The 23,712-nt window shown below is 68.2% G+C and carries 21 protein-coding genes; 7 read left to right on the top strand and 14 right to left on the bottom strand.

Going from position 1 to position 23,712, the window contains the following annotated elements; translation table 11 throughout:
* Positions 1–33: 33 nt before the first annotated feature.
* The 3 genes from ACQ5DX_RS01970 to ACQ5DX_RS01960 all read right to left on the bottom strand — a co-directional run bounded on the left by ACQ5DX_RS01970 (position 34) and on the right by ACQ5DX_RS01960 (position 4,805).
* Positions 34–771 (bottom strand): ABC transporter ATP-binding protein, encoded by a 738-nt coding sequence (locus tag ACQ5DX_RS01970; RefSeq protein WP_430331022.1) that lies wholly within the window; start codon positions 769–771, stop codon positions 34–36.
* Positions 768–3,515 carry an ABC transporter permease subunit gene (locus ACQ5DX_RS01965; protein WP_430331021.1) on the bottom strand — a complete coding sequence of 916 codons (2,748 nt, stop codon included), beginning with the start codon at positions 3,513–3,515 and terminating at the stop codon, positions 768–770. The genes ACQ5DX_RS01970 and ACQ5DX_RS01965 overlap by 4 nt, the downstream gene beginning before the upstream one ends.
* A gap of 66 nt (positions 3,516–3,581) precedes the next feature.
* Positions 3,582–4,805 (bottom strand): ABC transporter substrate-binding protein, encoded by a 1,224-nt coding sequence (locus ACQ5DX_RS01960; RefSeq protein WP_430331020.1) that lies wholly within the window; start codon positions 4,803–4,805, stop codon positions 3,582–3,584.
* Between the two features lie 277 nt (positions 4,806–5,082).
* Here ACQ5DX_RS01960 and ACQ5DX_RS01955 point away from each other — a divergent pair, with 277 nt between their 5' ends.
* Entirely contained in the window at positions 5,083–6,084 is a 1,002-nt protein-coding gene (locus ACQ5DX_RS01955; RefSeq protein ID WP_430331019.1) for an endonuclease/exonuclease/phosphatase family protein, read from the top strand.
* A 46-nt stretch (positions 6,085–6,130) separates the two neighbouring features.
* Here the strand turns inward: ACQ5DX_RS01955 and pstB are convergent, their stop codons facing one another.
* From pstB to ACQ5DX_RS01925, 6 genes are all read right to left on the bottom strand, one after another.
* Positions 6,131–6,907 carry a phosphate ABC transporter ATP-binding protein PstB gene (gene pstB, locus ACQ5DX_RS01950; RefSeq protein ID WP_430331018.1) on the bottom strand — a complete coding sequence of 259 codons (777 nt, stop codon included), beginning with the start codon at positions 6,905–6,907 and terminating at the stop codon, positions 6,131–6,133.
* A 95-nt stretch (positions 6,908–7,002) separates the two neighbouring features.
* Positions 7,003–7,908 (bottom strand): phosphate ABC transporter permease PstA, encoded by a 906-nt coding sequence (gene pstA, locus ACQ5DX_RS01945; RefSeq protein ID WP_430331017.1) that lies wholly within the window; start codon positions 7,906–7,908, stop codon positions 7,003–7,005.
* A 3-nt stretch (positions 7,909–7,911) separates the two neighbouring features.
* Positions 7,912–8,964 (bottom strand): phosphate ABC transporter permease subunit PstC, encoded by a 1,053-nt coding sequence (pstC, locus tag ACQ5DX_RS01940; protein WP_430331016.1) that lies wholly within the window; start codon positions 8,962–8,964, stop codon positions 7,912–7,914.
* Positions 8,965–9,021: 57 nt separating this feature from the next.
* The gene (gene pstS / locus ACQ5DX_RS01935) at positions 9,022–10,149 is read right to left on the bottom strand and encodes a phosphate ABC transporter substrate-binding protein PstS (RefSeq protein WP_430331015.1); all 1,128 of its coding nucleotides are present in this window, start codon (positions 10,147–10,149) and stop codon (positions 9,022–9,024) included.
* Positions 10,150–10,358: 209 nt separating this feature from the next.
* On the bottom strand, positions 10,359–11,273 hold the full coding sequence (mshD, locus tag ACQ5DX_RS01930) for a mycothiol synthase (RefSeq protein ID WP_430331014.1): 915 nt from the start codon (positions 11,271–11,273) through the stop codon (positions 10,359–10,361).
* Positions 11,274–12,032, bottom strand: a complete 759-nt coding sequence (locus ACQ5DX_RS01925; protein ID WP_430331013.1) for a winged helix-turn-helix domain-containing protein — start codon at positions 12,030–12,032, stop codon at positions 11,274–11,276.
* Positions 12,033–12,172: 140 nt separating this feature from the next.
* Between ACQ5DX_RS01925 and ACQ5DX_RS01920 the strand changes: the two genes are divergently transcribed.
* The 5 genes from ACQ5DX_RS01920 to ACQ5DX_RS01900 all read left to right on the top strand — a co-directional run bounded on the left by ACQ5DX_RS01920 (position 12,173) and on the right by ACQ5DX_RS01900 (position 15,392).
* The gene (locus ACQ5DX_RS01920; protein WP_430331012.1) at positions 12,173–12,955 is read left to right on the top strand and encodes an LmeA family phospholipid-binding protein; all 783 of its coding nucleotides are present in this window, start codon (positions 12,173–12,175) and stop codon (positions 12,953–12,955) included.
* Positions 12,952–13,425 carry a thioredoxin family protein gene (locus ACQ5DX_RS01915; RefSeq protein WP_430331011.1) on the top strand — a complete coding sequence of 158 codons (474 nt, stop codon included), beginning with the start codon at positions 12,952–12,954 and terminating at the stop codon, positions 13,423–13,425. Before ACQ5DX_RS01920 ends, ACQ5DX_RS01915 begins: the two co-directional genes overlap by 4 nt.
* A gap of 254 nt (positions 13,426–13,679) precedes the next feature.
* Entirely contained in the window at positions 13,680–14,153 is a 474-nt protein-coding gene (locus ACQ5DX_RS01910; RefSeq protein ID WP_430331010.1) for a DUF4395 domain-containing protein, read from the top strand.
* Positions 14,154–14,246: 93 nt separating this feature from the next.
* Positions 14,247–15,080 carry a sulfurtransferase gene (locus ACQ5DX_RS01905; protein WP_430331009.1) on the top strand — a complete coding sequence of 278 codons (834 nt, stop codon included), beginning with the start codon at positions 14,247–14,249 and terminating at the stop codon, positions 15,078–15,080.
* Positions 15,081–15,086: 6 nt separating this feature from the next.
* Positions 15,087–15,392, top strand: coding sequence for a DUF1416 domain-containing protein (locus ACQ5DX_RS01900; RefSeq protein WP_430331008.1), 306 nt, complete (start codon positions 15,087–15,089; stop codon positions 15,390–15,392).
* 60 nt (positions 15,393–15,452) lie between these two features.
* Here ACQ5DX_RS01900 and ACQ5DX_RS01895 read toward each other — a convergent pair whose 3' ends face one another.
* A complete protein-coding gene (locus tag ACQ5DX_RS01895) occupies positions 15,453–16,763 on the bottom strand; it encodes a cutinase family protein (RefSeq protein ID WP_430331007.1) in 1,311 nt (436 codons plus the stop codon).
* 259 nt (positions 16,764–17,022) lie between these two features.
* Here ACQ5DX_RS01895 and ACQ5DX_RS01890 point away from each other — a divergent pair, with 259 nt between their 5' ends.
* Entirely contained in the window at positions 17,023–17,730 is a 708-nt protein-coding gene (locus ACQ5DX_RS01890) for an FABP family protein (protein WP_430331006.1), read from the top strand.
* Positions 17,731–18,175: 445 nt separating this feature from the next.
* Here the strand turns inward: ACQ5DX_RS01890 and ACQ5DX_RS01885 are convergent, their stop codons facing one another.
* From ACQ5DX_RS01885 to cydB, 4 genes are all read right to left on the bottom strand, one after another.
* Positions 18,176–18,934: a hypothetical protein gene (locus ACQ5DX_RS01885; protein WP_430331005.1), complete on the bottom strand. Its 759-nt coding sequence runs from the start codon at positions 18,932–18,934 to the stop codon at positions 18,176–18,178.
* Positions 18,935–19,218: 284 nt separating this feature from the next.
* Complete coding sequence (gene cydC, locus ACQ5DX_RS01880; RefSeq protein ID WP_430331004.1) at positions 19,219–20,946, bottom strand: thiol reductant ABC exporter subunit CydC; 1,728 nt, start codon at positions 20,944–20,946, stop codon at positions 19,219–19,221.
* Positions 20,936–22,672, bottom strand: coding sequence for a thiol reductant ABC exporter subunit CydD (gene cydD / locus ACQ5DX_RS01875; protein WP_430331003.1), 1,737 nt, complete (start codon positions 22,670–22,672; stop codon positions 20,936–20,938). The genes cydC and cydD overlap by 11 nt, the downstream gene beginning before the upstream one ends.
* Positions 22,669–23,706 carry a cytochrome d ubiquinol oxidase subunit II gene (gene cydB / locus ACQ5DX_RS01870; RefSeq protein ID WP_430331002.1) on the bottom strand — a complete coding sequence of 346 codons (1,038 nt, stop codon included), beginning with the start codon at positions 23,704–23,706 and terminating at the stop codon, positions 22,669–22,671. The genes cydD and cydB overlap by 4 nt, the downstream gene beginning before the upstream one ends.
* Positions 23,707–23,712 lie beyond the last annotated feature (6 nt).

Below are 23,712 nucleotides of genomic sequence, written 5' to 3'. Positions count from 1 at the left end.
GGCGGTCACGCCCCCGGCACCACCACTTCCCCGTTACGTCTCAGGTGTGCCCTCGCTGGAGAGGTAGGCGCGCTGCACGGCGTCGAGGTCGGCCGCGATGTCGGCCGCCGGCCCCTCCAGGATGACTCGCCCACGCCGCATCACGTAGACGCGGTCGGCCACCTCGAGCACCTGGCGAACGTGCTGTTCCACCAACAACACTCCGACGCCCTCGGTGGTGGCGGCCTCCCGCACCACGGCGAGCAGGCGGCTGACGATCTGCGGTGCCAGGCCGAGCGACAACTCGTCGGCCAGCAACAGTTTCGGCTTGCGCGCCAACGCCCGAGCGAGAGTGAGCATCTGCTGCTCGCCTCCCGAGAGCAGTCCCGCCGGCCTGCGCAACAGAGCCTTCAGTTCCGGAAAGATCGCACACGCGTCGGCCGCGGAGACCCCCGCCAGTCGCAGGTTCTCCGCAGTCGTCAGCCCCATGATCACCGAACGCTCCTCGGTGACGTAGCTCAGCCCGCATTTCGCCAACTGTGCCAACGACATCCGCTTCGGCTGATCGAGCACCCGGACAGTCCCCGAGATCGGGGGCAGTTCGCCCGCCGCGGTGAGCATGGTCGTCGACTTTCCGGCTCCGTTGGCGCCGATCAGGGCCACCACCTCGCCCGCGCGGACCGTGAGATCGAGATCCCGGCACACCGCGACGCCGCCGTATCCTGCACTCACACCGTTGTATTCGAGGACCGCCGTCCGGTTCTCGCTCGAGGTCTGCACAGTTGTCGTCACGTCGCCGCCTCCGTCTTTGCGCTGTCGTCCTGCGTTCCCAGGTACGCCACCCGCACCCGCTCGTCGGCGGCCACCTCTTGCGGAGTGCCGTCCGCGATGACGCGTCCCGCCTCGAGGACCACGAGGCGATCACATGCCGACATCACCAGGTCCATGTCGTGCTCGATCAGCAGCACCGCCGCACGACGTCGATCCGCGAGCATCCGGATGCCGTCGGCGAGTTCCCGACTCTCCACCTCGTCGAGCCCCGCCGCGGGCTCGTCGAGCAGCACCACCGACGGTCCGGACGCGACCGTCCGAGCAATTCCGACGAGTCGTCTTCGGCCGTAGGACAGTTCACCAGGAAACGCGTCGAGGTCGGACGAGAGCTCGAAGTCGGCGACCGCAGCGGACGCGGTCGGCGAGAACGGATGCCGGCCGGGCCGGATCAGGTCGGTCACCCACGTCCGCCAGCCCGCATCGTCGGCGCCGGCGTGGATGTTCTCCGCGACGGTGATGTCCTCGAACAGCTCGAGCGACTGGAACGACCGTCGCAGGCCCGCCCTGGACCGTCGCGCCGCGCTCCACTTGACGACGTCTTCGTCGCCGAGCAACACCTGGCCGCCGGTCGGGGTGACGAAGCCGGTCACCGCGTCGATCACCGTCGTCTTGCCGGCACCGTTGGGTCCGATGAGGCCCACCACCTGTCCCGGCTCGACGTCCAGGCTCACGCCGTCGACCGCCGTCACCCCACCGAACCGCACGGTGAGGTCGCGCACCGACAGACCGAGCGCGGGCACCGGTTCGAGGTCGAAGTCCCGCACCGGTGACAACTCGTGTGCCCGGCGGTGACGGTGCTGTCGTTCCGGTCGCAGGCGGCGTCGCAGTACGTCGCGCAGACGAGAGAGCATGTCCGCGATGCCATTCTGGTTCGTCAGCAGAATCAGAATCAGCACGACGCCACCGATCAGCGTGGAGATCATTCCGGTCGCCGTGCCGCTCTCCACCAAGCGGCTGAGCAACGCGCCGGGCGCCAACACCGCTCCGATGACCGCACCGATCACGAATCCCAGACCACCTGTGACGGCCTGAACGACGGCGTTGATCGACGCGAAGACGTTGAACTCGAAGTAGGTGACCGCAATATTGCGCAGTCCCAACAGGATTCCGGCCACGGCCGCGAGTCCGGCAGCGAACGCGAAAGCATAGAGTTTCACGGCGAACACGCTGATACCCAGTGACGCGGCCGCCCGCTCGTTGGTGCGCACCGCGATCAGACGTCGGCCGGTGCGCGAGCGGCGGAGGTTCGCCACCATGAGCGCACACACCACGAGCACGGCGAGGCACACCAGTGCCCACCGTTCCGGGTGGCGGGTGGCCGAGACGTCGAGGCCGAGCAGGCTCACGTCGTCGATCCGCACCGCTCCCTGCAACTTGTCACCGGTGAAGGTCGGGTTGTTGAACACCATCTCCTGCACCGTGAATCCGAGTCCGAGCGTGACGACGGCCAGGTTCACCCCCCGGGTTCGCAGCGCAGGCAGGGCCAACAGCACACCCAACAGCGTGACGCCGACGACGCTCACAAGGGCAGCCGGGATCAGCGGCCAACCGGCCTGCCCGACCAACCTCGCGGCGACCAGGGCGCCGAGCCCGCCGACGGTGTACTGCGCCAGCGACAGCTGACCCGCGAACCCGGTCAGGACCACGATCGAGAGCAGGAAGACGGCCGCCGCGAGCGTGGATGTCAGGGACCGCAACCAGTCCCCATTCGAGACCATGACGACGACGGTCGCCACAACCACCGCGACAACGACCAGCCGCCAGTCGATCCGGCCGGTACCCAGCCGCGGAAGCCGGTCGGCGACGTGGCTCCGCAGCGGCAGGCCCTTGCCGCGCACGACGAGCACCACCAGGATCACCAGGAAGGGCACCGCTCGGTTGACTCCGGTGAGCGTCTCCATCCCCAACAGGTTTCGAATGTCGTCCTGGTAGAGCGCCACCACGCTCTCCCCCACGCCCAGGAGGAGGCCACCGAGCAGGGTGAGCGGGAAGGAGCGGAAGCCGCCGAGCAGCGCCGCCGCGAGCGACGAGACGGTGACGATGACGACGAACGCGTTGGGCGTCAGGCCCGTGAGCGGCGCGACGAGAACGCCCGCGGCACCCGCGAGGCCGCCTCCGACCGTCCACGTCAGCGACGCCAGTCGCTGCGGCGACCAGCCCAGAGCGGCGGTGGCACGTTCGTTCTCGGCGGTGGCGGTGATCGCCAGGCCGACCCGCGTGAACCGGGTGGCCGCCCACAGCGCGGCCGTCGTCACCACCGCGATGCCGAGCAGGATCAACCGGTCCTGCTGCACCACGATGTCACCCCAGTGGTAGGCACTGTTGGGCAGGAAGGCGCGCACCCGAATGGATTTCGATCCGTAGTATTGCTGGACACCGGCCTGCAGGATCACGAGGAGACCCAGGGTGGCAGCGAGCCGGACGATCGGCGCCGCCGTCGCCAACCAGCGCAGCACGAGCTGCTGGAACAGGAATCCGATGGCGGCGGCCACCAGAACCGCCACCACGAACGCGGGCAATAGCGACCAATGTTGCTTGCGCTGAAGGGTTTCCAGGCAGACGTAGGCTGCGACCATTGCGATCGCACCCTGCGCGAAGTTGACCACGCCCGAGCCGCGATAGACCAGGACGACGCCCTGCGCGAGCAGCGCGTACGCCGATCCGGCGCCGAGACCGAGGATGGCGAACTGCAGTAGTTCCGTCATACGAACCTCCGGGGAGACGGAAGCGGGGTCCGGCTGACGGAGCCGGACCCCGCACCGACAGGACTACTACTGGGTGCGCAGATCGAACATGTTGGGGTCGGTCACGACAACGTCGCCGTCGAACGTCATCTTGTACATCATCGAGTTCGACACGCGCTGGAACATGCCCAGCGGCTGCACGGCGTTCGGCGTCCATGCGGGCACCAGGCCGGCCATGTCGATGTCCTTGGCGTTCTGGAAGCCCTGCATGACAGACGGTGCGTCGACGGTGTCGCCGAGGGTCTTGGCCACCTCACCGAAAGCCCGGACCGACAGCCACGAGAAGATCTCGGTGCCGTTGAGATTCTTGCTTTCCAGATCCTCCTGACCCGACGCGGACATGTCGTCGAGGAAAGGAACCAGACCCGGGAACTGGTCGGTGCTCGACGACGGTGCCGGGACCGGGCTGGTGTAGATCGACGAGGTCGCGAAGGTGCCCAGGTTCTGCAGGTCGGCCTGCGTGAAGTTGGTGGCGGGCATGGCGAAGGCCAGTTTCGAGCCGAGCTGTTCGAATGCGTCCGCGATCTGGTTGGACTCGGTGGCCGTCAACGCCATCAACACACCCTGCGCACCGTTGCGTTCGGCCGCGGCGACGAACTGGGTGTAGTCGGTGGCGCCGGGTCCGACCGCCACCTCGTTGACGATCTCGGCACCCTTCGCCTGCACGGCCGGGGTGAGCATCTGGGTCAGCATCGCGGTGACCGGGACGTCGGGGCGCATCACCGACAGCTTGGTCTTGCCTTCGGCGACCAGTGCGTCGACGTTGGCGAACAGCGTGAGCAGCGAACCTGCGAACGGGGTGAACACGTTGGGCGAGGTGAAGTCGGCGATGTTCATCGGGTTCATGCCGATCCGCGGGATGCCGGCCGTCGCGAGGATCTGCGACACCGACTCGGGTGAGGCGACGGTGAAGTCCGCGAGCGTGGCGGTCACGCCCTCGCTGACCATCTTGTTGGCGCAGTCGACCTCTTTGTTGGGGTCACCCATCGTGTCGCACTGGATCAGCTCGAGCGGGCGCCCGTTGACACCACCGTGGTTGTTGAACGCCTCGATCGACGCGGTCATGCCGGCACCCATGTTCGCCACCGACAGGCCACCGGCCTGGATCGGGAGGATCTGGCCGACCTTGATCGGCTCCCCGGTCGCTGGGTTCTGGGCCGGATCCGCGGACGTGTCGTCGCTACACGCCGTGGCCACCAGGCCGACAGCGGCGAGAGCTGCGATGGCCGGAGCAAGGGTCTTCAGTTTCACGTGATGTCCTTCTCGGTAGGCGCTGCACATTCCGGACGGAGTCGCCATCCGTGCAGGTACGCCACCCCTCGGCATCCCCCGGCTCCCCATCCGACTTGCTGCAGGAGCGTAATCAAACTTTGAGCAATGTTTGGGCGATTCAGACATGCACACGAATATCCGGGTCGAAGCCCTGACGGATGTCAATTAAGACAATTCGCCTACCCGTGGCTAACTACCAAACAGTCAGTTGACCAACGAACGCTCCACGCGATCCGGAAGCGGGCATGATCGAGTGGTGCTCGATCGACGGACCGCTCGAACGACGGCCGCGGTGTTCGCCGCCGTCTGCTGCGCACTGGGTGCGGCGGGACTGGCGGCGTCGTGGACGAACCTCGAGAGCCGCGTCGTCGTCCTCCTCGCCTCCCAGACACCGGCGCTGCTCGCGATCGCGCTGTTCGGCGCGATCGTCGCCGCATTCGCTCGACGGTGGGCGGTCGAGGCGGCGTGCCTGGCCGTCTGCGCGCTGGGTGTCTGGATGCTCGCCCCGCTCTACATCCCGGGCGCGGACGGCGCGTCACCCGACAGCGCGACCGGCCCGACCGTGCGCATCATGCAGGCCAACATCAAAGTGGGACAAGCCGATCCGGCCGCCCTGGTGCGAACCGTCCGCGATCGGGACGTCGACGTCCTGACCGTCCAGGAACTCACCGACGCATCCATCGCGGGCCTGCACTCCGCAGGACTCGACGCCCTCCTGCCGCACCGGTTCGTGGTGTCGTACGGCCCCGGCGGACAGGGTGGCGGAATCTACAGTCGCTTCCCGCTGTCGAACACCCGCATCCTCGACGGATTCCTGTCCGCCAACCTGTCCGCCGACCTCGATGTCGGGCTGCGAGAACCCTTGGCGCTGTTCGCCGTCCATCCCGCCCCCGCCTACCTGTTCCCCGCCGAGGTGTGGGCGGCGGAGTTGCGCAGACTGCACGCCGAGATGGCGTCGAACTCCTTGCCCGACAACGTCGTCGTGAGCGGTGACTTCAACGCGACCTACACCCAGCGCCAGTATCGTGCGCTGCTCACCGACGGCTACGCCGACGCCGCCGACCAGGTCGGCGCCGGGCTGGTGCCCACGATGCCGGCCGGACGGCGCCTACCCGCGCTGATCGGCATCGACCGCGTGGTCACCAAGGGCGCCGTCGCGACGAGCCTCGACCGCATCGACATCGTCGGATCGGACCACCACGGGCTGGTGGTCGACGTCCGTCTGACGAATCCGGTTGCCGCTCAGCGCACCCCGTAGCGCCGGTCTTCGGAACGTAACCGGAGCGTCCTCGGGCGTTTTCGGCTCAGCCGAACCGGCCGGAGATGTAGTCCTCGGTGGCCTTCTGGGTGGGGTTGGAGAAGATCTTCTCGGTGTCGTCGATCTCGATGAGCCGGCCCGGCTTGCCGGTGGCCTCGAGGTTGAAGAACGCCGTCTGGTCGCTCACGCGCGCCGCCTGCTGCATGTTGTGCGTGACGATGACGATCGTGAAGTCCTGCTTGAGTTCGGTGATGAGGTCCTCGATCGCCAGCGTGGAGATCGGGTCCAGCGCCGAACACGGCTCGTCCATCAGCAGCACGTCGGGCGAGACCGCGATGGCGCGGGCGATGCACAGACGCTGCTGCTGACCACCCGACAGGCCGCCGCCCGGCTTGTCGAGGCGATCCTTGACCTCGTTCCACAGGTTCGCGCCGCGCAGCGACTGCTCGGCGATCGAGTCGAGCTTCTTCCTGTCGCGCACGCCCTGAAGCTTGAGACCGGCAACCACGTTGTCGCGGATGGACATCGTGGGGAACGGGTTGGGGCGCTGGAACACCATGCCGATGGTCTTGCGGACGCCGACCGGGTCGACGCTGGAGCCGTAGATGTCCTCGCCGTCGAGGAGGACCGAGCCCTCGACGCGGGCGCCCGGCGTGACCTCGTGCATGCGATTGAGCGAACGCAGCACGGTGGACTTGCCGCAGCCCGACGGGCCGATGAACGCGGTGACGCTACGCGGGGGCACCGACAGCCCGACATCGGCGACGGCGTGGAACTTGCCGTAGTAGATGTTGACGTCCTTGAGGTCCAGACGCTTGGCCATTCATCGGCTCCCTACTGATGTGAGCGTCAGCTCGAGTATGTGCTTGCGAGGTTCGGGGTGTGGGGTGATTGCGTCGATCGCCACGGGTTCGGTGCTCACTTGTTGCGCACCGAGGTCAAGTGACCGATCACCTTCGCGACGATGTTGAGGATCGCGATCAGGAGGATGAGGGTCAGCGCCGCGCCCCAGATCCGGTTGGATCCGGCGTCGGTGGGGTTGTTCATCTCCGCGACCATGACGCCGGGCAGCGTGCCCATCTCTCCGCCGAACAGGTTGAAGTTGATGAACGGGGCGTAGCCCACCAGGATCAGCAGCGGCGCGGTCTCACCGAGCACGCGGGCCAGGGCCAGCATGACGCCGGTGATGATGCCGGGCAGCGCGGTCGGAACGACGATGCGGGCGATGGTCTTCCACTTGGGCACACCCAGCGCGTACGACGCCTCGCGCAGATCGTTCGGCACGATCCGCAGCATCTCCTCGGTACTGCGGACCACGACCGGGACCATCAGCAGCACCAGGGCGAGCGACACCGCGAACGCCGACTTGGGGAATCCGAACGTCGCGATCCACAGCGCGTAGATGAACAGGGCGGCGACGATCGACGGGACGCCGGAGAGGATGTCGACCATGAACGTCGTGAGCTTGCCCAGTCGCGAGTTGCCCGCGTACTCGACGAGGTAGACCGCGACGAAGAGCCCGAGCGGAACCGCCAGGACCGCACACACCAGTCCCTGCATGAGGGTGCCGATGAGGGCGTGGTAGATGCCGCCGCCCTCCGCCGACGCGGACAGTCCGCTGAGCGAGTGCGTGAACCACGTCTGCGACGTGATGGCCGGCAGACCCTTCCTGATCACCGTCCACAGCACCCACACCAACGGCACGAGCGCGACGAGCACCGACAACGTCACGAGCACCGTCGCGGCGAGGTCGGTGAAGCGGCGGCGGAATCCGACGCCCTGGAAGGCGGGCGCCTTGATCGGCTTGTCGAGAACGCTGGTCATCGGTCAGTCCCGCTTTCCGGCGATCGCGGCACGTGCCGCCGCGTTGACCACGAAGGTGAGCACGAAGAGGACCAGACCGGCGGCAATGTAGGCGCCCGCCTGGATGTTGTTGTTGAACTCGGCGTATCCGAGTGCGATCTTCGACGCGATCGTCGAACCGGAGTCGTTGAGCGAGAGCCACGAGGCCGACGCCGAGGTGGTGCGCAGGATCATATAGAGCGCCATCGTCTCGCCGAGCGCACGGCCGAGACCGAGCATGGAACCGCTGATGTACCCGGACTTACCGAACGGAATGACCGTGGTGCGCACCACTTCCCAGCGGGTCGCACCGAGCGCGAGGGCCGCCTCGATGTGCGCCTTGGGCGTCTGCGCGAACACTTCGCGGGTGACCGCGGTGATGACCGGCAGGATCATCACGGCCAGCACGATGCCGGCGGTGAAGACCGTGCCGCCGCCGCGGATCGAACCGGTGCCGTCCGCGAAGAACGGGATCCAGCCGAAGTGCTCGTTGAGCCACATCGCGACCGGCGCGGCGGCCGGCGCGAACACCAGCAGACCCCACAGGCCGTAGACGATCGACGGCACCGCCGCCAGCAGGTCGATGACGTACGCGAGCGGGCGGGCCAGTCGCTTGGGCGCGTACTCGGTGAGGAAGATCGCGATGCCCAGCGCGACCGGCATCGCGAGGATCAGCGCGAACACCGAGACCTTCACCGTCGTGATGAACAGGTCCAGCACACCGAACGCCATCGCGTTGATGTCGGTGGTGTCCCACACCCGGCTGGTGAGGAAGTTGGCCTCGTTGCGTTGCAGCGCGGGAACCGCGCGCCAGATCAGGAAGATGCCGACGGCCGCGACGAGCAGCGTGATGAAGACCGCGGACCCCGACGCCAGCGAACCGAAGATTCGGTCCGCGGGTCGAGTGACCGTCTTGCTCTTCGTTGCCTCTGGGGAAGTGATCGGGGCCTCCGGAATGCCATTCGGACCGCCCACCCCGGCCCCGCCGTCCGCGGGGCCGGAGGCGCGTGGTGTCGACCGTGTGCTCGCGTCAGTCATCTGCGCTCACATTCTCTGTCTGAATATAGATGGGCGGTCCGAGAGCTATGGGGCCGATCAGGCGATCGCCGAGATCGACTCGTTGATCTTGGCGCGGAACGACTCCGGCAGCGGCACGTAACCCTGGGCGGCGAGCGTCTGCTGGCCCTCGTTCGCGGCGCTGGTCAGGAACGACTTCACCGCAGCCGAGGTGGCCGCGTCGTAGCCCTTGGAGCAGACGATCTCGTAGGTCGCCAGGACGAGCGGGTAGGCGCCGGGCTCCTTGGTGCCGTAGATCGACTTCAGGTCGAGCGTCAGATCGCCCGTGCCCGAACCCTTGAACGACGCGTTCGCGATGGCCTTGGACGCCGTCGCCTGCGTCAGCTCGACCGGGCCGGAACCGGTGTCGATCTGCGCGGCCGGCAGCTTCTGCTGATCGGCGAACGACTTCTCGACGTAGGTGATCGAACCGGGCGCGGACTTGACGGCCTGCGCGACGCCGGCCGAGCCCTTGGCGCCCTCACCGACGCCGCCCTTGAAGTCCGAACCGGCACCCTGGGTCCACGCACCGTTGGACGAGGCCTCGAGGTACTGCTGGAAGTTGTCGCTCGTACCGGACGAGTCCGAACGGACGATCGGGCTGATCTTCTCGTCCGGCAGCTTGGCGCTCGGGTTGAGAGCGACGATGGCCGGATCGTTCCACTTGGTGATGCCGCCGTTGAAGATCTTGGCGGTGGTCTCGCCGTTCAGCACCAGGTTGTCGACGCCGTCGACGTTGTACGCGATCGCGACCGGACCGAAGACGAGCGGCAGGTTCCACGCGTCGTTGCCGGCGCAGCGCTGCTTGGCCTGCTCGGCCTGGTCGCCCTTGATCGCCGAGTCGGAGCCGGCGAAGTCGATCTGGTTCGCGATGAACTGCGTGCGGCCGTCGCCCGAGCCGCTGGGGTTGTACGCGACGTTGACCGACTTGCTCTTCTGCTGGCACGCGGCAATGTAGGTCGAGGTGAACTCGTCCATCGCGTTCTTCTGGGCGGACGAACCCGCGCCCGAGAGCTTGTCCTTGCCCTCGCACGACGCGGTGGAAGCCGACGTGTCGACGGTCGCGGACGCAGCATTGTTGTCGCTGCCGCATGCCGTCAGGGACATGGCAGTCACGGCACCGATGGCCACTACTCCGAGCAGTGCGCCCTTACGCTCGAGATTCACCCTTGTCCTCCGCTGTTCTAGCGTCTCGCCCGTGGTCGGGCGGCATGGGAGGCGCGGCTCCAGTACAGGTTCGCGCCGAGTGGCCTTCTGCCACCCAGGCCAGAAAGGTAGGGGTACGCGGTAGCCAACTGGACGTCGTTCGGTGAACGGAAGATGAACTCCCAGCAGAATTCTGCCGAGTCGTGGATCACACCGTCCGCAATCGGGGTCTATCGGGCGCCGGCGGCGTACGCGACGTCGACGTGGAACCGCTCGAACCCGAGGCGCTCGTAGGTGTGCAGCGCCGCGGTGTTGTCGCCCTCGACGTACAGCAGCACGGTTGCGAGACCGCGGTCGCGCAGATGGTGGAGGCCCGCGAGGGTGAGCACGCGGCCGAGTCCGCGACCCTGCGCGTCGGGGTCGATCCCCACGACGTAGACCTCGCCGAGGGCCGGGTTGCCGTTCTCCGGGGCATGCACCTTGGTCCAGTGGAAGCCGAGCAGACGATCCGCGTCGGCGCCGTCGGTCGGGAACGCCAGGAAGAGCCCCTCCGGGTCGAACCACGGCTCGGCGCGGCGCTCGGCGATCTCGCGCTCCGTCCACGAGCCCTGCTCCGGGTGCCACTCGAACGCGGCGGCGTTGACCCGCAACAGTTCCGCGTCGTCCTCCGAGCCCCGATAGGTCCGGAGCGTGACACCGTCGGGCACCACGATCTCGGGCAGCTCGGGGGTCGTCAGCGACCGACGCAGCTGCAACAACTCGCGAGCCCCGACGAGGCCCAGCCGACCGGCGACCGCGACCGCTGCCGGCAGATTGCCGTGGGCCCACACGCGGGTCCCGGGGCCACCTGCGCGCAGCACCTCCGCCACCAGCTGCGTTCCGATCCCGGCCCCGCGCGCCGCCGGGTCCACGACGACCTCCGCCATCGACGGATGGTCACCGTGGCCGGGCTCGAGCTGCGCGTAGCCGACGACGGAACCGCCGGCGGTGCACACGAGGTGTCGCGCCGCGCCGGTCCCGGCGAGCGCGTGCACGGCCTGCTCGGACACCGGGGCGGTGCCGTCGGCCGACGCGGCCCGCTCGATGACGCCGCGAACGGCGTCGACCGGAGGTGAATCGATCCAGTCGAGTTGCTGGGTGTCCATCTAATACGCCGATCCGTTGGTGGGGGTCAGGTCAGGGTCGTCCGAGTCCGTCTCGTCGGACTCCGGCGAACCGCCGGAGCGGCCCGTCGGGCGGGCCGGGCGCACCGCCTTGTATCCGACGTTGCGAACCGTCCCGATGAGGGATTCGTACTCCGAGCCGAGCTTGGCGCGCAGCCGTCGCACGTGGACGTCGACGGTGCGGGTGCCGCCGAAGAAGTCGTAGCCCCACACCTCCTGCAGCAGCTGCGCGCGGGTGAACACCCGTCCGGCATGCTGCGCCAGGTACTTGAGGAGTTCGAACTCCTTGTAAGTCAGATCGAGGGGACGACCCCGCAGTCGTGCGGTGTACGTCCCCTCGTCGATCACCAGCTCACCGAGTGTGATCTTGCCCGCCGATTCCGGACTGGCCACACCGCCGTTTCGTCCGACCAGCAAGCGCAGTCGCGCATCGAGTTCGGCCGGACCCGTCGTCGGGAGCAGGATGTCGTCGAGACCCCAATCGGAGTTGACCGCAACCAGCCCGCCCTCGGTGAGCACCGCGACGACCGGTACCGCGGACCCGGTGCTGCCGAGCAGTCGGCACAGGCCACGGGCGGCCGCGAGATCGGCGCGCGCGTCGACGAGCGCCACATCTGCGGAACCTGCCTCGAGCAGGGAGGACACTTCCGTGGGAGCGGGGCGCACGGAATGCGCCAACAGCGCCAATGACGGCAGCACCGTCTCCGGGTTGGGGTCGGAGGTCAGAAGCAGCAGCTCCACTCAACCTCCCTCTCTTGCGCCGCGAATGCCGGCGAAGGGCCGACACCGAGTGGACCGACGTTCTCGTTCGCGCACAGATTAGCGCGAGATCGGAGCCTACCGCCGAACCGGTACCTGGCAGGGCCGGTAAGAATGGGGTGGTGCGGAAACTCATCATCGGGCTGGTGTTCCTCGTCGGACTCGCCGTCGTCGTCGACTTCGGCGCCGCCGCCTACTCCGAGTACCGCGTCTCGCGAGCCCTGCGCGAGGGAGGCTCGCTGCCCGCCGATCCCGAGGTCACCATCCACGGCTTCCCGTTCCTGACCCAGGCGTGGAACGGCAAGTACGACAACGTCGAGGTCCGTGCCCGCCAGGTGCCCCAGGACATGATCGGTGAGGTGACCATCGAGGCGACGCTGAACGGGGTGTCGGTTCCGGCGTCGGCGATTCTCGACGGCTCCGTCCGCGAGGTTCCGGTGGACCACCTCGACGGCCGAATGATGATCGACGCCACCGATCTGGGCAAGTTCCTCGGCATTCCGGACCTGCAGGTTTCCGCACCCCCGGCGGACAAGTCCGACGGCACCGGCGGATCCGGCGGATCCGGCTCCCCCACCACCGGCGGCATCGTGTTCACCGGCACGGTTCCGGTGGGTCCGCTGCAGAAGTCGGTCAGCGTGCAGGCAGACCTGGTACTGCGCGGCGAGCAGCTGATGATCGTCGCGACCGATTTCTACTTCGGGCCCGAGGGCGAGGCCAACTTCACGGTGCCCACGCCGCTGCGACAGGGTGTGCTCGACCTGTTCACCAAGACGATCGACCCGCAGGCACTCCCGTTCGGTGTCACGCCCACCGATGTGTACGCCGAGGGCTCGCAGATCGTGATCGAAGGATCGGGCGACAACCTGATCATCAATCTGGACGAATTGCAGGCGAAGCTGTGACCGCTCTCCTCATCCTGGTTGTCGCGCTCGCGGCCACCCTCGTGGTCGGATTCGCGGTGCGCAGCCGTGCTGGCAAGGTCCGCGCGTCCGCCCCGGCCCCGAGCCCCGCGGTGGACGACGAGCGTCTGACGCGCCTCGCGGAGGCCGGCGTCACCCCGACCGGGCGACCGATCGTCCTGCATTTCTCCGCCGACTGGTGCGGTCCCTGCGCCGCCGTCCGGCGCGTGGTCGGACAGGTCCTCACTCGGCTCGACGCGGACGCCCCCGACGGCACCGCGGCCACCGAGGTGGAACTCGACATCGACGAAAATCCCGCGCTGGCAAAGACTCTCGGCGTCCTGTCGCTGCCGACGACGTTCATCCTCGACGGTTCCCTGACCGAACGCTTCCGCATCTCCGGGGTGCCATCCGCCGCCGACCTCGAATCGGCCCTCACACCCCTTCTCGAATCTCGGCATCCCAAATCCTGAAAAAACCAGGTACGCTGCACCACGTGTACGCCAACCACGAGCTGATGCTCACCCGTCGCCGCGCAGTCGACCTGTGCCGCCTCGGTGGTTGTTGCTGTCCCTGCTGTTGATCACGCAGACGGTCGATTCCTCTTCGCCCCAGCGTCTCCGCTGACGGTTCCCCGTCCGTGATCGGTGAAATCCCGAAATCCGGTTCTTGCCGCGTCTCTGCACCGGCATGTCACAGCACTCGGTAACCCGCAGGAGCACTTCCGATGTCCACATCCACACTCGAGACCCAGCAGCAGGTCGATGTCCGCGGCCCGCGGTTCGCCGCGTGGATCACCACTGCCGTCCTCGTCGTCGTGCTGGTCCTGTCCACCGTCTCGACCCTCGCGGCCGGGCTCTTGCTGGCCGTCCAGGCCGTCGTGTTCGCCGTCGGCGCCGTCGCCGGCCCGCGGCGCAGCCCGTACGGCCAGATCTTCGCGACGCTGGTGGCACCGCGCCTGGGCCCGACCGTCGAACGCGAACCCGTCGCGCCGCTGCGATTCGCGCAGCTCGTCGGCCTGGTCTTCGCGGTTGCCGGCACCGTCGCCTTCCTTGCCGGTGCCGGCCTGCTCGGCGGCATCGCGACCGGGTTCGCCTTGTTCGCGGCCCTGCTCAACGCCGCGTTCGGGATCTGCCTCGGCTGCCAGATCTACCCGCTGGTCGCTCGCCTGCGGGGCGGCGCCGCCGCCGGCGCGGCCTGACCGCCACTTCTTCTCTTCGCTCCACCCGTGCGGGTTCTCGACCGCACAGCTCTCCCATGCTCGACACGCCGTTCACATACGAAAGGACACTCCATGGCTCGCTCCGACGTCCTGGTCTCCGCAGACTGGGCCGAGCAGAACCTCAACGCCCCGAAGACCGTCTTCATCGAGGTCGACGAGGACACCGCTGCGTACGACGGCAGCCACATCGAGGGCGCGATCAAGCTCGACTGGCGCAAGGATCTGCAGGACGGCGTCCGCCGCGACTTCCTCAACCAGGAGCAGTTCTCCGCCCTGCTGTCCGCGAAGGGCGTCGCCAACGACGACACCGTGGTGCTCTACGGCGGCAACAACAACTGGTTCGCGGCCTACGCCTACTGGTACTTCAAGCTGTACGGCCACAAGGACATCAAGCTGATCGACGGCGGCCGCAAGAAGTGGGAGCTCGACGGCCGTCCGCTGTCGAAGGAGACCGTCACCCGCCCGGCCACCGAGTACAAGGCCGCCGCGCCCGACACCTCGATCCGCGCGTTCCGCGACGACGTCATCGCCGCGATCGGCAGCGCGAACCTGGTCGACGTGCGCTCCCCCGACGAGTACTCGGGCAAGATCCTGGCGCCGGCGCATCTGCCGCAGGAGCAGGCGCAGCAGCGCGGCCACGTCCCCGGTGCGATCAACATCCCGTGGAGCACCACCGCGAACGAGGACGGTACCTTCAAGTCCGACGAGGACCTGGCGAAGCTGTACGCGGACAAGGGATTCGACGACGCCAAGGAGACGATCGCCTACTGCCGCATCGGCGAGCGCTCGAGCCACACCTGGTTCGTGCTGCAGGAGATCCTCGGCAAGCAGAACGTGAAGAACTACGACGGCAGCTGGGTCGAGTACGGCTCGCTGGTCGGCGCACCGATCGAGTTGGGAGCATAAAGAGTTATGTGCGGAGCACCTGTTCAGACCCAGACCCTGCCTGCCGGCATCGACGTCGAGAAGGAGACCGTCATCACCGGCCGCGTGCTGACCGCTGACGGTCAGCCGGTCGGCGGCGCGTTCGTCCGCCTCCTCGACGGCACCGACGAGTTCACCGCCGAGGTCGTCGCGTCCGCGACCGGCGACTTCCGCTTCTTCGCGGCGCCCGGCACCTGGAAGGTCCGCGCCCTGTCGAGCACCGGCAACGGCGACGTGACGATCAACCCGGACAGCGCCGGCGTCTACAACGTCGACGTGTCGGTCGCCAAGTAGTCCGACGTACAGGACAGCGTGGGGCCCACTCCGAAACGGAGTGGGCCCCACGTCGTTTCGTCAGGAGCCGGACGACCCGGCCGATCCCGCCGAACCGAACGATCCCGCCGAACCGGCGGGCGTCGGCGTGTGCGGCGCGTCGTCGCGTGCCAGACCGCCGATCCAGTCGACGAGCTTCTCGCTGTCCCCGAGCAACGGGGCCGGGCCGGGGAGCCAGTACAGCAGGTGCTGAACCACGCCCAGGAAGATGTACGGCTCCAGGATCAGGTCGACGACTCCACGGTTGTCCTCGACGAACCCCGCACCCTCGGCGGCCAGTTTCGCGCGCACGACGTCGGCGCCCGGTCCGCGCGCCCAGGCATCGAGCGCCGCGATCCGCTCCGGGGTGGCCGCCGCCGTCGCCGCGTCGTCGCGGTAGGTCTGATCCGCGACCATCCGCAGCACGTCGAGCAGCGACTCGTCCGACGTGAACCAGTCCTCCCGCGTGACGATGTGCGCGATCGCGCGCGCCGACATGTCCGACACGACGCGGCCGAAGTCGGCGAAGGTCTGCACCGGGTTCAGGAGCGTGAATCGCATCTGTCCGAGGATTCCGAGCGCGAGTTCCAGGACGGCGATGTCCGGCGGTGCGTCGCAGGCGATGTCGTAGGGCCGGCAGTCGTAGAGGACCTTGCCCTCGAGGGCGCCGTAGTCGGCCGGCTCCGACGACATGAACCCGCCGCCGCGCGGGCCCGGCTCCCCGAGCGACGGGGTGCCCGCGGGCCGGTAGGGGTCGCCGACGAGGGCGACACCGGCGATGTCGTCGGCGGTGACGGTCGCCGAGGCGTCCCGGTGACCGAGTTCGCGTGCCACCCGCTCGGTGACCTCGGCGCCGACGCTGTACCCCAGCAGGACGAACCGGGTGGCGGCGCCGCACTGCGTCTTCTTCTCGTCGAGGATGCGGTTGGTCGACGCCACGCCGGCGGCGACCGAATCCTGATAGGTCGGCACGTTCTCGAGCACGCCCACGCCGTACGTCGACGGGTACGGCACGTACATCCAGCCGACGGTGCCCGGCTGATCCCGGTTGGCCTCGCCGAGCGGAACGGTGACGTTCGAGAGCCAGTTGGCCCACGGCACCCGATCCTTGTCGTCGAACGGGTCGCGGTCGACGGTCGAGTCGGTGGCCCCGGACACTGCGACCACCAGGACGTCGGGGCAGCCGTCGCCGTAATTGTCGGGGTTCTTCACCGGGCCGAGCTGCGAACCCGAACCCGACGAACCCGAACCCGACGAACCGGGGCTCTCGGCCACGGACGGCGCGACCGACGCGAACAGCGTCGCTGCCGCAGCCACCCCTGCGAGGACGGACACCATCACTCGACGACCCATCGACACCTCCGTCGTGCGCACCCCCGCAGGCGCGACAGTTCGCGATTCGTTCGTGATTCGGGAGCACCGTACCCCGCGATCGGGCGGGCGATCGGGATTCGTCGAGATCGCCCGGCGAAGCACCGATTTCGGACGATCCAGGGGTCCGGTCTAAGATGGGCGCCGTGGTCATTTTCTTCGAGGTTCTCCTTGTCCTTGCCGCCATCCTGATCACCTGGTTCTCGCTGTACGTCGTGTACCGGCTGGTCACCGACAAGCCGTGAGCCAGGATCCGGACGCGGGCCCCGAGTCGACGCCTGCTCAGCCTGACGACGCCGAATCGAACGTTGTCCGAGGCAGTGGCGACCGGGCGGTCGCGGCTGCCGAAGAGCGCGCGAAGGAGACGGCGGGTCGCAACATCGCGAACCTGCCCGATCTGCCGCTGCCCGACGACACCGCGAATCTGCGTTCCGGCCCCGATCTGCACCCCGGCATGCTCGCGCTGCTGCCGCTCGTCGGCGTGTGGCGCGGCGAGGGTGAAGGGCACGATCCGGAGACCGGCGATTACCCGTTCGGCCAGCAGATCGTCGTCTCGCACGACGGTGGCAACTACCTGTCGTGGGAATCGCGCTCGTGGCGTCTCGACGCCGACGGCGCGTATGTCGGTCCCGATCAGCGCGAGAGCGGCTTCTGGCGCGTCGCCGGCGACGGCATCCCCGGCAGCACGAACGAAGAGGTCATCGAACTCCTGCTCACGCACGCGTCCGGCGTCGTCGAACTGTTCTACGGGCAGGCCCTGACGCAGTCGTCGTGGGAGCTCGGGACGGACGTCGTCATCCGCAGCCAGTCCGGTGAGCTGATCGGCGGAGCCAAGCGCCTCTACGGCATCGTCGACGGTGGCGATCTGGCCTACGTCGAGGAGCGCGTCGTCGCCGACGGCCCCCTCGAGCCGCGTTTCTCGGCGCGCTTGCAGCGCTACATCGGCTGAGAATCACCCCATACACAGCAGCGACCCCCGGGCCCTCCACTGACGAGGCCCGGGGGCTTCGTTTTCGTAGGGTTCCGGTCTGGACGTGACCGGAGGGCTCGGGGGTCGGGTAGCTGCCTGGGATTCGCCAGCCGCGGCGCGGTCGAGCCGATGGCTCGTTCCGCGGGCTCCGCTCGCGCGAATTCCGAGAGCGTCGTGGCTAGCTGACAGCCACCTCACGTGTCCGTCTGTCAATCAACTTCAGACCACCTCCTTCCTCGTGTAAGCACGAAGCTACGCCCGGCCCGAACACTCGGCAACGGATTTTTCCCGCGAAATGACTCACCGAACGAGTGAGCCCCGCCCTGGACGCTGCCAGGACGGGGCTCACTGCTCTGTTCCATCCCCGGAACGGGAGCTCACGGCACGTTTTCGCGGTCGGCCGTGGTTCTCCGTTTCGGTGGTACTAGCTGCCGTTCGAGAGGACGCGGCTGATGATGTCGCCGATGAAGCTGGAGGGGTCGTTGATGATCGCCGAGCCGGCCGAGCCCGAAAAGATCGGGCCGGACGAGCCGAAGCCCGACGCGTCGAGGCTGCCGGTCACGGCCTCACCGGCGTTGGAGCCGCGAGCCTTGACCCAAGCACCGACGTTCGGGAAGTTCTGGTCGGTGAGCCACGTCGTGGGCTTGAAGACGACGCCGCTGTTGTAGACGTTTCCGATGGTCAGGTTGCTCGGCGCCTTGTAGGTGACCTCGAACACGACGGTATCCCCGGTGTTCTTCGACAGCCTCCAGCCCGCCGAGGTCATCGTGACGGTTCCGGTCGGCGCGTCGACAGCCACGTCCACGGACTTGCCATGGGCCTTGGCACTCCCGGCAACGTAGGTGAAGTCGGCACCGGGCGGAACGTCGACAAACTTCGCGAGGAACCGGTCGAGACCGTTCGTGACGGAGAAGGTCGTCCGGTAGGTGACGTTCTGGCCCGGCGCCACCGTTCCGTCGCCCACCACCTCACGGGTGAACTGGATGTTGTCGGAGGACACGGTCGCCGACTTCGGGTACTCGGTACCCTGCTGCGGCGTAGTCCCGGTGGTGGCGGCGGCGCCCGCGGATCCGATGGAGCCCGGCGCGGCGATGGCCGTGCCGGCACCGAGTCCGACACCACCGACGACGACGGCCGCAGCGGCAATGGAGGCCGCGATGCGGCGAGACACAGGTCGAGACATGTAACCAATCTCCTTCGTTCGTCCTGACGAGGGGGAAATCAGGATCGGGTAGAACACGTTCCAGTATCGACTCGCCAAACTGCGCATACCGCGCACATTTCGGTGAATGCAATCACATGATGCCACCATTCCGGACGTTCGTCCAAAGTCACTGCACAGCAGGTAGCGCTACATTTCCAGCCAACATTGTGTGTAACACCAGGTGGCAGGCGGGCGATGACCTCCACTGAGTAGAACGCGTTTCAGTACGGCGTCCACTGCAGAGGATGCGCCGTTCTTCGTGGTCAGGCGCGGTGCGACGAGTCGAACTCGACTCGTTCGCTGACACACTCCGTCGTAGCGCCCCGCTCGCCGCCGACCGTCACGATCCGATCCGCGCCGGTATCCGGCGGCAATTGATGCGTTACCAGCACCACCGTGCGGTCGGTGTCGACGAGCGTGGAGTCCCGGTCGAGCAGCGCCCGCAGCATCGCGGCGCCGTCGACGGCGTCCATGTGCTCGGTCGGTTCGTCCAGCAGGAGCACCCGCGCCGGCGACACCAAGGCACGCGCCAGCAGCAGCCGTCGGCGCTGGCCGCCCGACAGGGCCCGCGCGCCACCGCCGAGGGACGTGTGCACCCCGCGTGGGAGTTGCGAGACCCACTCCCCCAGTCCCACCGTCGCCAGCACCTCGAGCGCCGCGTCCTCGGTGAGGTCGCCGCGGGCGACACGGAGGTTCTCGAGCACCGAGGTGTCGAACACGTGGGCGTCCTCGGCAAAGAACCCGAACCGTCGACGCAGGTCGTCCCGCCGGAACTGGTCGATCGGCACACCGTCGGCCGACACGGTCCCGGCGACCGGCGGCAACAGCCCGGCAAGCGTCATCAACAACGTCGTCTTCCCGGCGCCGCTGGCGCCGACGACCGCGATGCGACCACCCGGCGCGATGTCCAGGTCGAGCGCCGTCGTCGCGCGTTCACTGCCTGGCCAGCCACACCGGAGCTTCCCCGCCCGGATGCGGCCGGGCCCGGCGGGGACCTCGGTTCCGTCGGGCTGCGGCTCCCCCGCCCGGTCGACGAGGGCGAGGATCCGCCCCGACGCGATCCGGGCCCGGGTCAATGCGATGGCCGCCGCGGGCAGCGCCCCTGTCGCCTCGAACGCCGCGAGCGGAACGAGGACGAGGATCGCGAGCGACATCGGCGTCATCGCGCCGGGGGTCCCGCCGTCCGGTCCGTAGAGGGTGATGCCGATCAGCAGCGACCCCAGGACGCTCGCCCCGATCGCGAGCGGCGTCGCGGCCGCGGCGAACGCCGCCGGCATCGCGGCCCGGTCGGTGGCGCGGACGGCGTCCCGGTTCGCGTTCTCGGCGCCGACGAGGACGTCGTCCAACCGCCCGGCCACGCGCAGCTCGGCGGCGTGGTCGAGCGCGGTCACCGCGGTCTCGCTGAACAGCGCAGTCGCCGCGGCACTCTCCGACTCGGCCAGGTGTGCGGCCCGCGCCGACAGCCACGGCGCCAGCACCCCCGACACCGCGAGCGCCACCGCCAGGACCACCGCGGCAGCCGGTGAGATCAACCCGAGCAGGACCACCGCGGACAACGCCAGAATCACCGAGACGGCGATCGGGATCAGTGCGCGCACCACGACGTCACCGAGCGCATCGACATCGGCGCCGGTGCGCGCCAACAGGTCTCCGCGGCGCAGCCCGGCAGCGGCGGCGGGATCGCCGTCGGCGAGACGCCGGTAGATCATCGTTCGCGCCGACGTGGTGCCGCGCAGCGCGGCGTCGTGCGTCGCGAGGCGTTCGAGGTAGCGGAAGACGCCGCGGGAGATGCCGAGGGCGCGCACCGCGACCACCGCGACAGACAGGTCGAGGACCGGCGGCATCTGCCACGCGCGGGTGATCAGCCACGCCGACAACGCCGCCAGCGCGAGCGCACTCCCGAGCGTCGCGACACCCGCCGCGATCGCGGCCAGCACGCGGCGCGGTTGCAGATCCAGCAGGCGAATCGCCCGCAACAGATCACGATTCATGGTCCGCACCGACTTCCTGACGGGCCGCGACCTCGATCACGCGATCGCCTGCGGCGAGCACGCTCGGCCGGTGCCCGACCACGACGACCGTGCGTCCGGTCCGGGCGAGGTCCCGCAGCGACGACAGCACCGTCCGCTCGGTGTCGTCGTCGAGGTGTGCGGTCGGCTCGTCGAGTAGCAGCACCGGGCGCGGCGACACGAGCACGCGGGTTAATGCCAGCCGCTGCCGCTGGCCGAGCGACAGCCCCAGTCCGCCGGCACCGACGACGGTGTCCCAGCCGCGCGGCAACTCCTGCAGCACGGCGTCGAATCCGGTTGCCCGGCATGCCTGCCGGACGTCGTCCGCATCGACGTCGACGTCCCCCACGAGTGCGAGGTTCTCCACCAAGGTTCCGGGGACGATCACAGGGTGCTGCGGGAGCCACGCGATCTGCGACCACCAGCCGGACGGCTCGAGGTCCGCGACATCGACCCCGGCCACCCGTACCGCCCCCTCGTCGGGGGAAGTCAGGCCCAGGATCGTCTGCAACGCAGTCGATTTCCCGGAACCGTTGGCGCCGGTGAGTACCGTTACCTCCCCGGGGACGCAGCGCGCGTCGAGCCGGTGCGGTGCCGTCCCGGACCGGGATCTCACACTCACCCCGGCGAGTTCGACGACGGCACCGTCCGCCACGACCACCGCGGTGCCGGACACCTCACGGCGTGGTGCCTCGTCGAGGACGCCGAAGGCCTTGCCGGCGGCCGCAAGTCCATCCTCGGCGGCGTGGAACTGGGTGCCGACCATCCGCAGCGGCAGGTACACCTCGGGCGCGAGGATGAGCGCGACGATGCCGGGCTCGAGTTCCATGTTGCCGAACACGAGGCGCAGGCCGATGCTGACGGCGATCAGCGCCACCGACAGCGTCGCGAGCAACTCGAGCACCATCGACGACAGGAACGCCACGCGCAGCGACGACATCGTGGTCTTGCGGTGCGCGTCACCGAGTTCGCGCACCCGCGCGGCCGGACCGTGCTCGCGCCCCAGGGCCCGTAGCGTCGGCAGGCCGGCGATCAGGTCGAGCAGTTGCGCCGACAGTCGAGTGAGCGCGGCAAGTGTCTGCTCGGACTTCCCCTTGGTGAGCAACCCGATCAGGATCATGAACACCGGGATGAGCGGGAGCGTGATCACGACGATCATCGCCGCGGTCAGGTCCTGGAAGAGGATGACCACGAACGTCGCGGGCGTGAGGGTGGCCGCCAGGATCAGCGCGGGCAGGTAGCCGGTGAGGTAGGGCGCGATCGCCCGCACGCCGCGCGTGAGCACCGTCGCGATCTCGTCGCGGCGCGGATCGAGCGCCCGCGGCGGCATCCGCACCGCGGCCTGCAGCACCTCCACCTCGAGTTCCGAGACGACACGATTGGCAGCCCGGTGGGCGTAGCGCGCGTGCAGCCACGACGCGAGCGCGCGCACCGCCACCGCCACCGCCAGCCACATCAGGTCGGTCCGCCAGTCCGCGATGCTGCGCCGATCCGAGGTGATGACACCGGCCAGGATCGTGCCGATCAGCACCGCCGAGACGATCACCATCGCGACGTTGACCGCGGACAGCACCACCGTGAAGATCAGATATCCGCGCGCCGACGCCGAGTACTTCCACAGCCGCGGATCGACCGGCCCGCCGGCTCGTTCTGCTCGTCGCCCCGCCCGTCGTCGCGCTCGGGCGGGGCGATCGGTCGCAGTACTCATCCGACCTTCGAGGATCCGGCCTTGCGCGGCAGACCGATCGACGGCGGAATGTGCTTGGTGGAGATCCGCTTCCGGAACACCCAGTACGTCCAGCCCTGGTAGATCAGCACGATCGGGGTGAGAATCACTGCCGCCCAACTCATCACCGTCAGCGTGTAGTGGCTCGACGACGCGTTCTCGATCGTGAGGCTGTACGCGGGATCGGTCGTCGACGGCATCACGTTCGGGTACAGCGACGCGAACAGCAGCACCGTCGTGGCGATCACCGCGACCGTGGTGAACGCGAACGCCCAGCCCTCACGCTCCGCCCGGGTGAGGACCACCACCGCGATCACGGCGATTGCCGCGATTGCCACCAGGATCCACGTCCAGCCCTTGCCGTAGGCCAGCTGGGTCCACAGCACGAATCCGCCCGCGATGGGCACGGTCGGAATGGCGAGCTTCTTCGCGATGTCGGCGGCGTCGATGCGGACGTCGTCGGCGGTCTTCAGTGCGATGAACACCGCACCGTGCAAGGCGAACACGAGCGCGGTCGTGATGCCGCCGAGCAGCGCGTACGGGTTGAGCAACTCGAAGAAGTTCGACGTGACCTGCTTGTCGGCGTTGATCGCCACACCGCGAACGATGTTTGCGAACGCGATGCCCCACAGCACGGCCGGCACCCAGGATCCGATCATGATGCCCAGGTCGGCCCGCCAGCGCCACCTGTCGTCATCGATCTTGCCGCGCCATTCGATCGCGACGATCCGCAGGATCAGCGCCACCAGAATGAGCAGCAACGGTAGGTAGAACCCGGAGAACAGCGTTGCGTACCAGTCGGGGAAGGCCGCGAACAATGCGCCGCCACCGACGATCAGCCAGACCTCGTTCCCGTCCCAGACCGGCCCGATCGTGTTGAGGAGAACACGACGACGGTTGTCCGTCTTGCCGAGCACCGGCATCAGCATGCCGACACCGAAGTCGAAGCCCTCCAACACGAAGTAGCCCGTGAAGAGCACCGCGATGAGGATGAACCAGAATTCCTGCAGTCCCATGACGGT

Source organism: Rhodococcus sp. ACT016, assembly GCF_050477185.1.
Classification (GTDB): Bacteria; Actinomycetota; Actinomycetes; order Mycobacteriales; family Mycobacteriaceae; genus Prescottella.
Note: the sequence above shows the minus strand (reverse complement) of the source record. Positions and strands in the feature narration are given on the sequence as shown.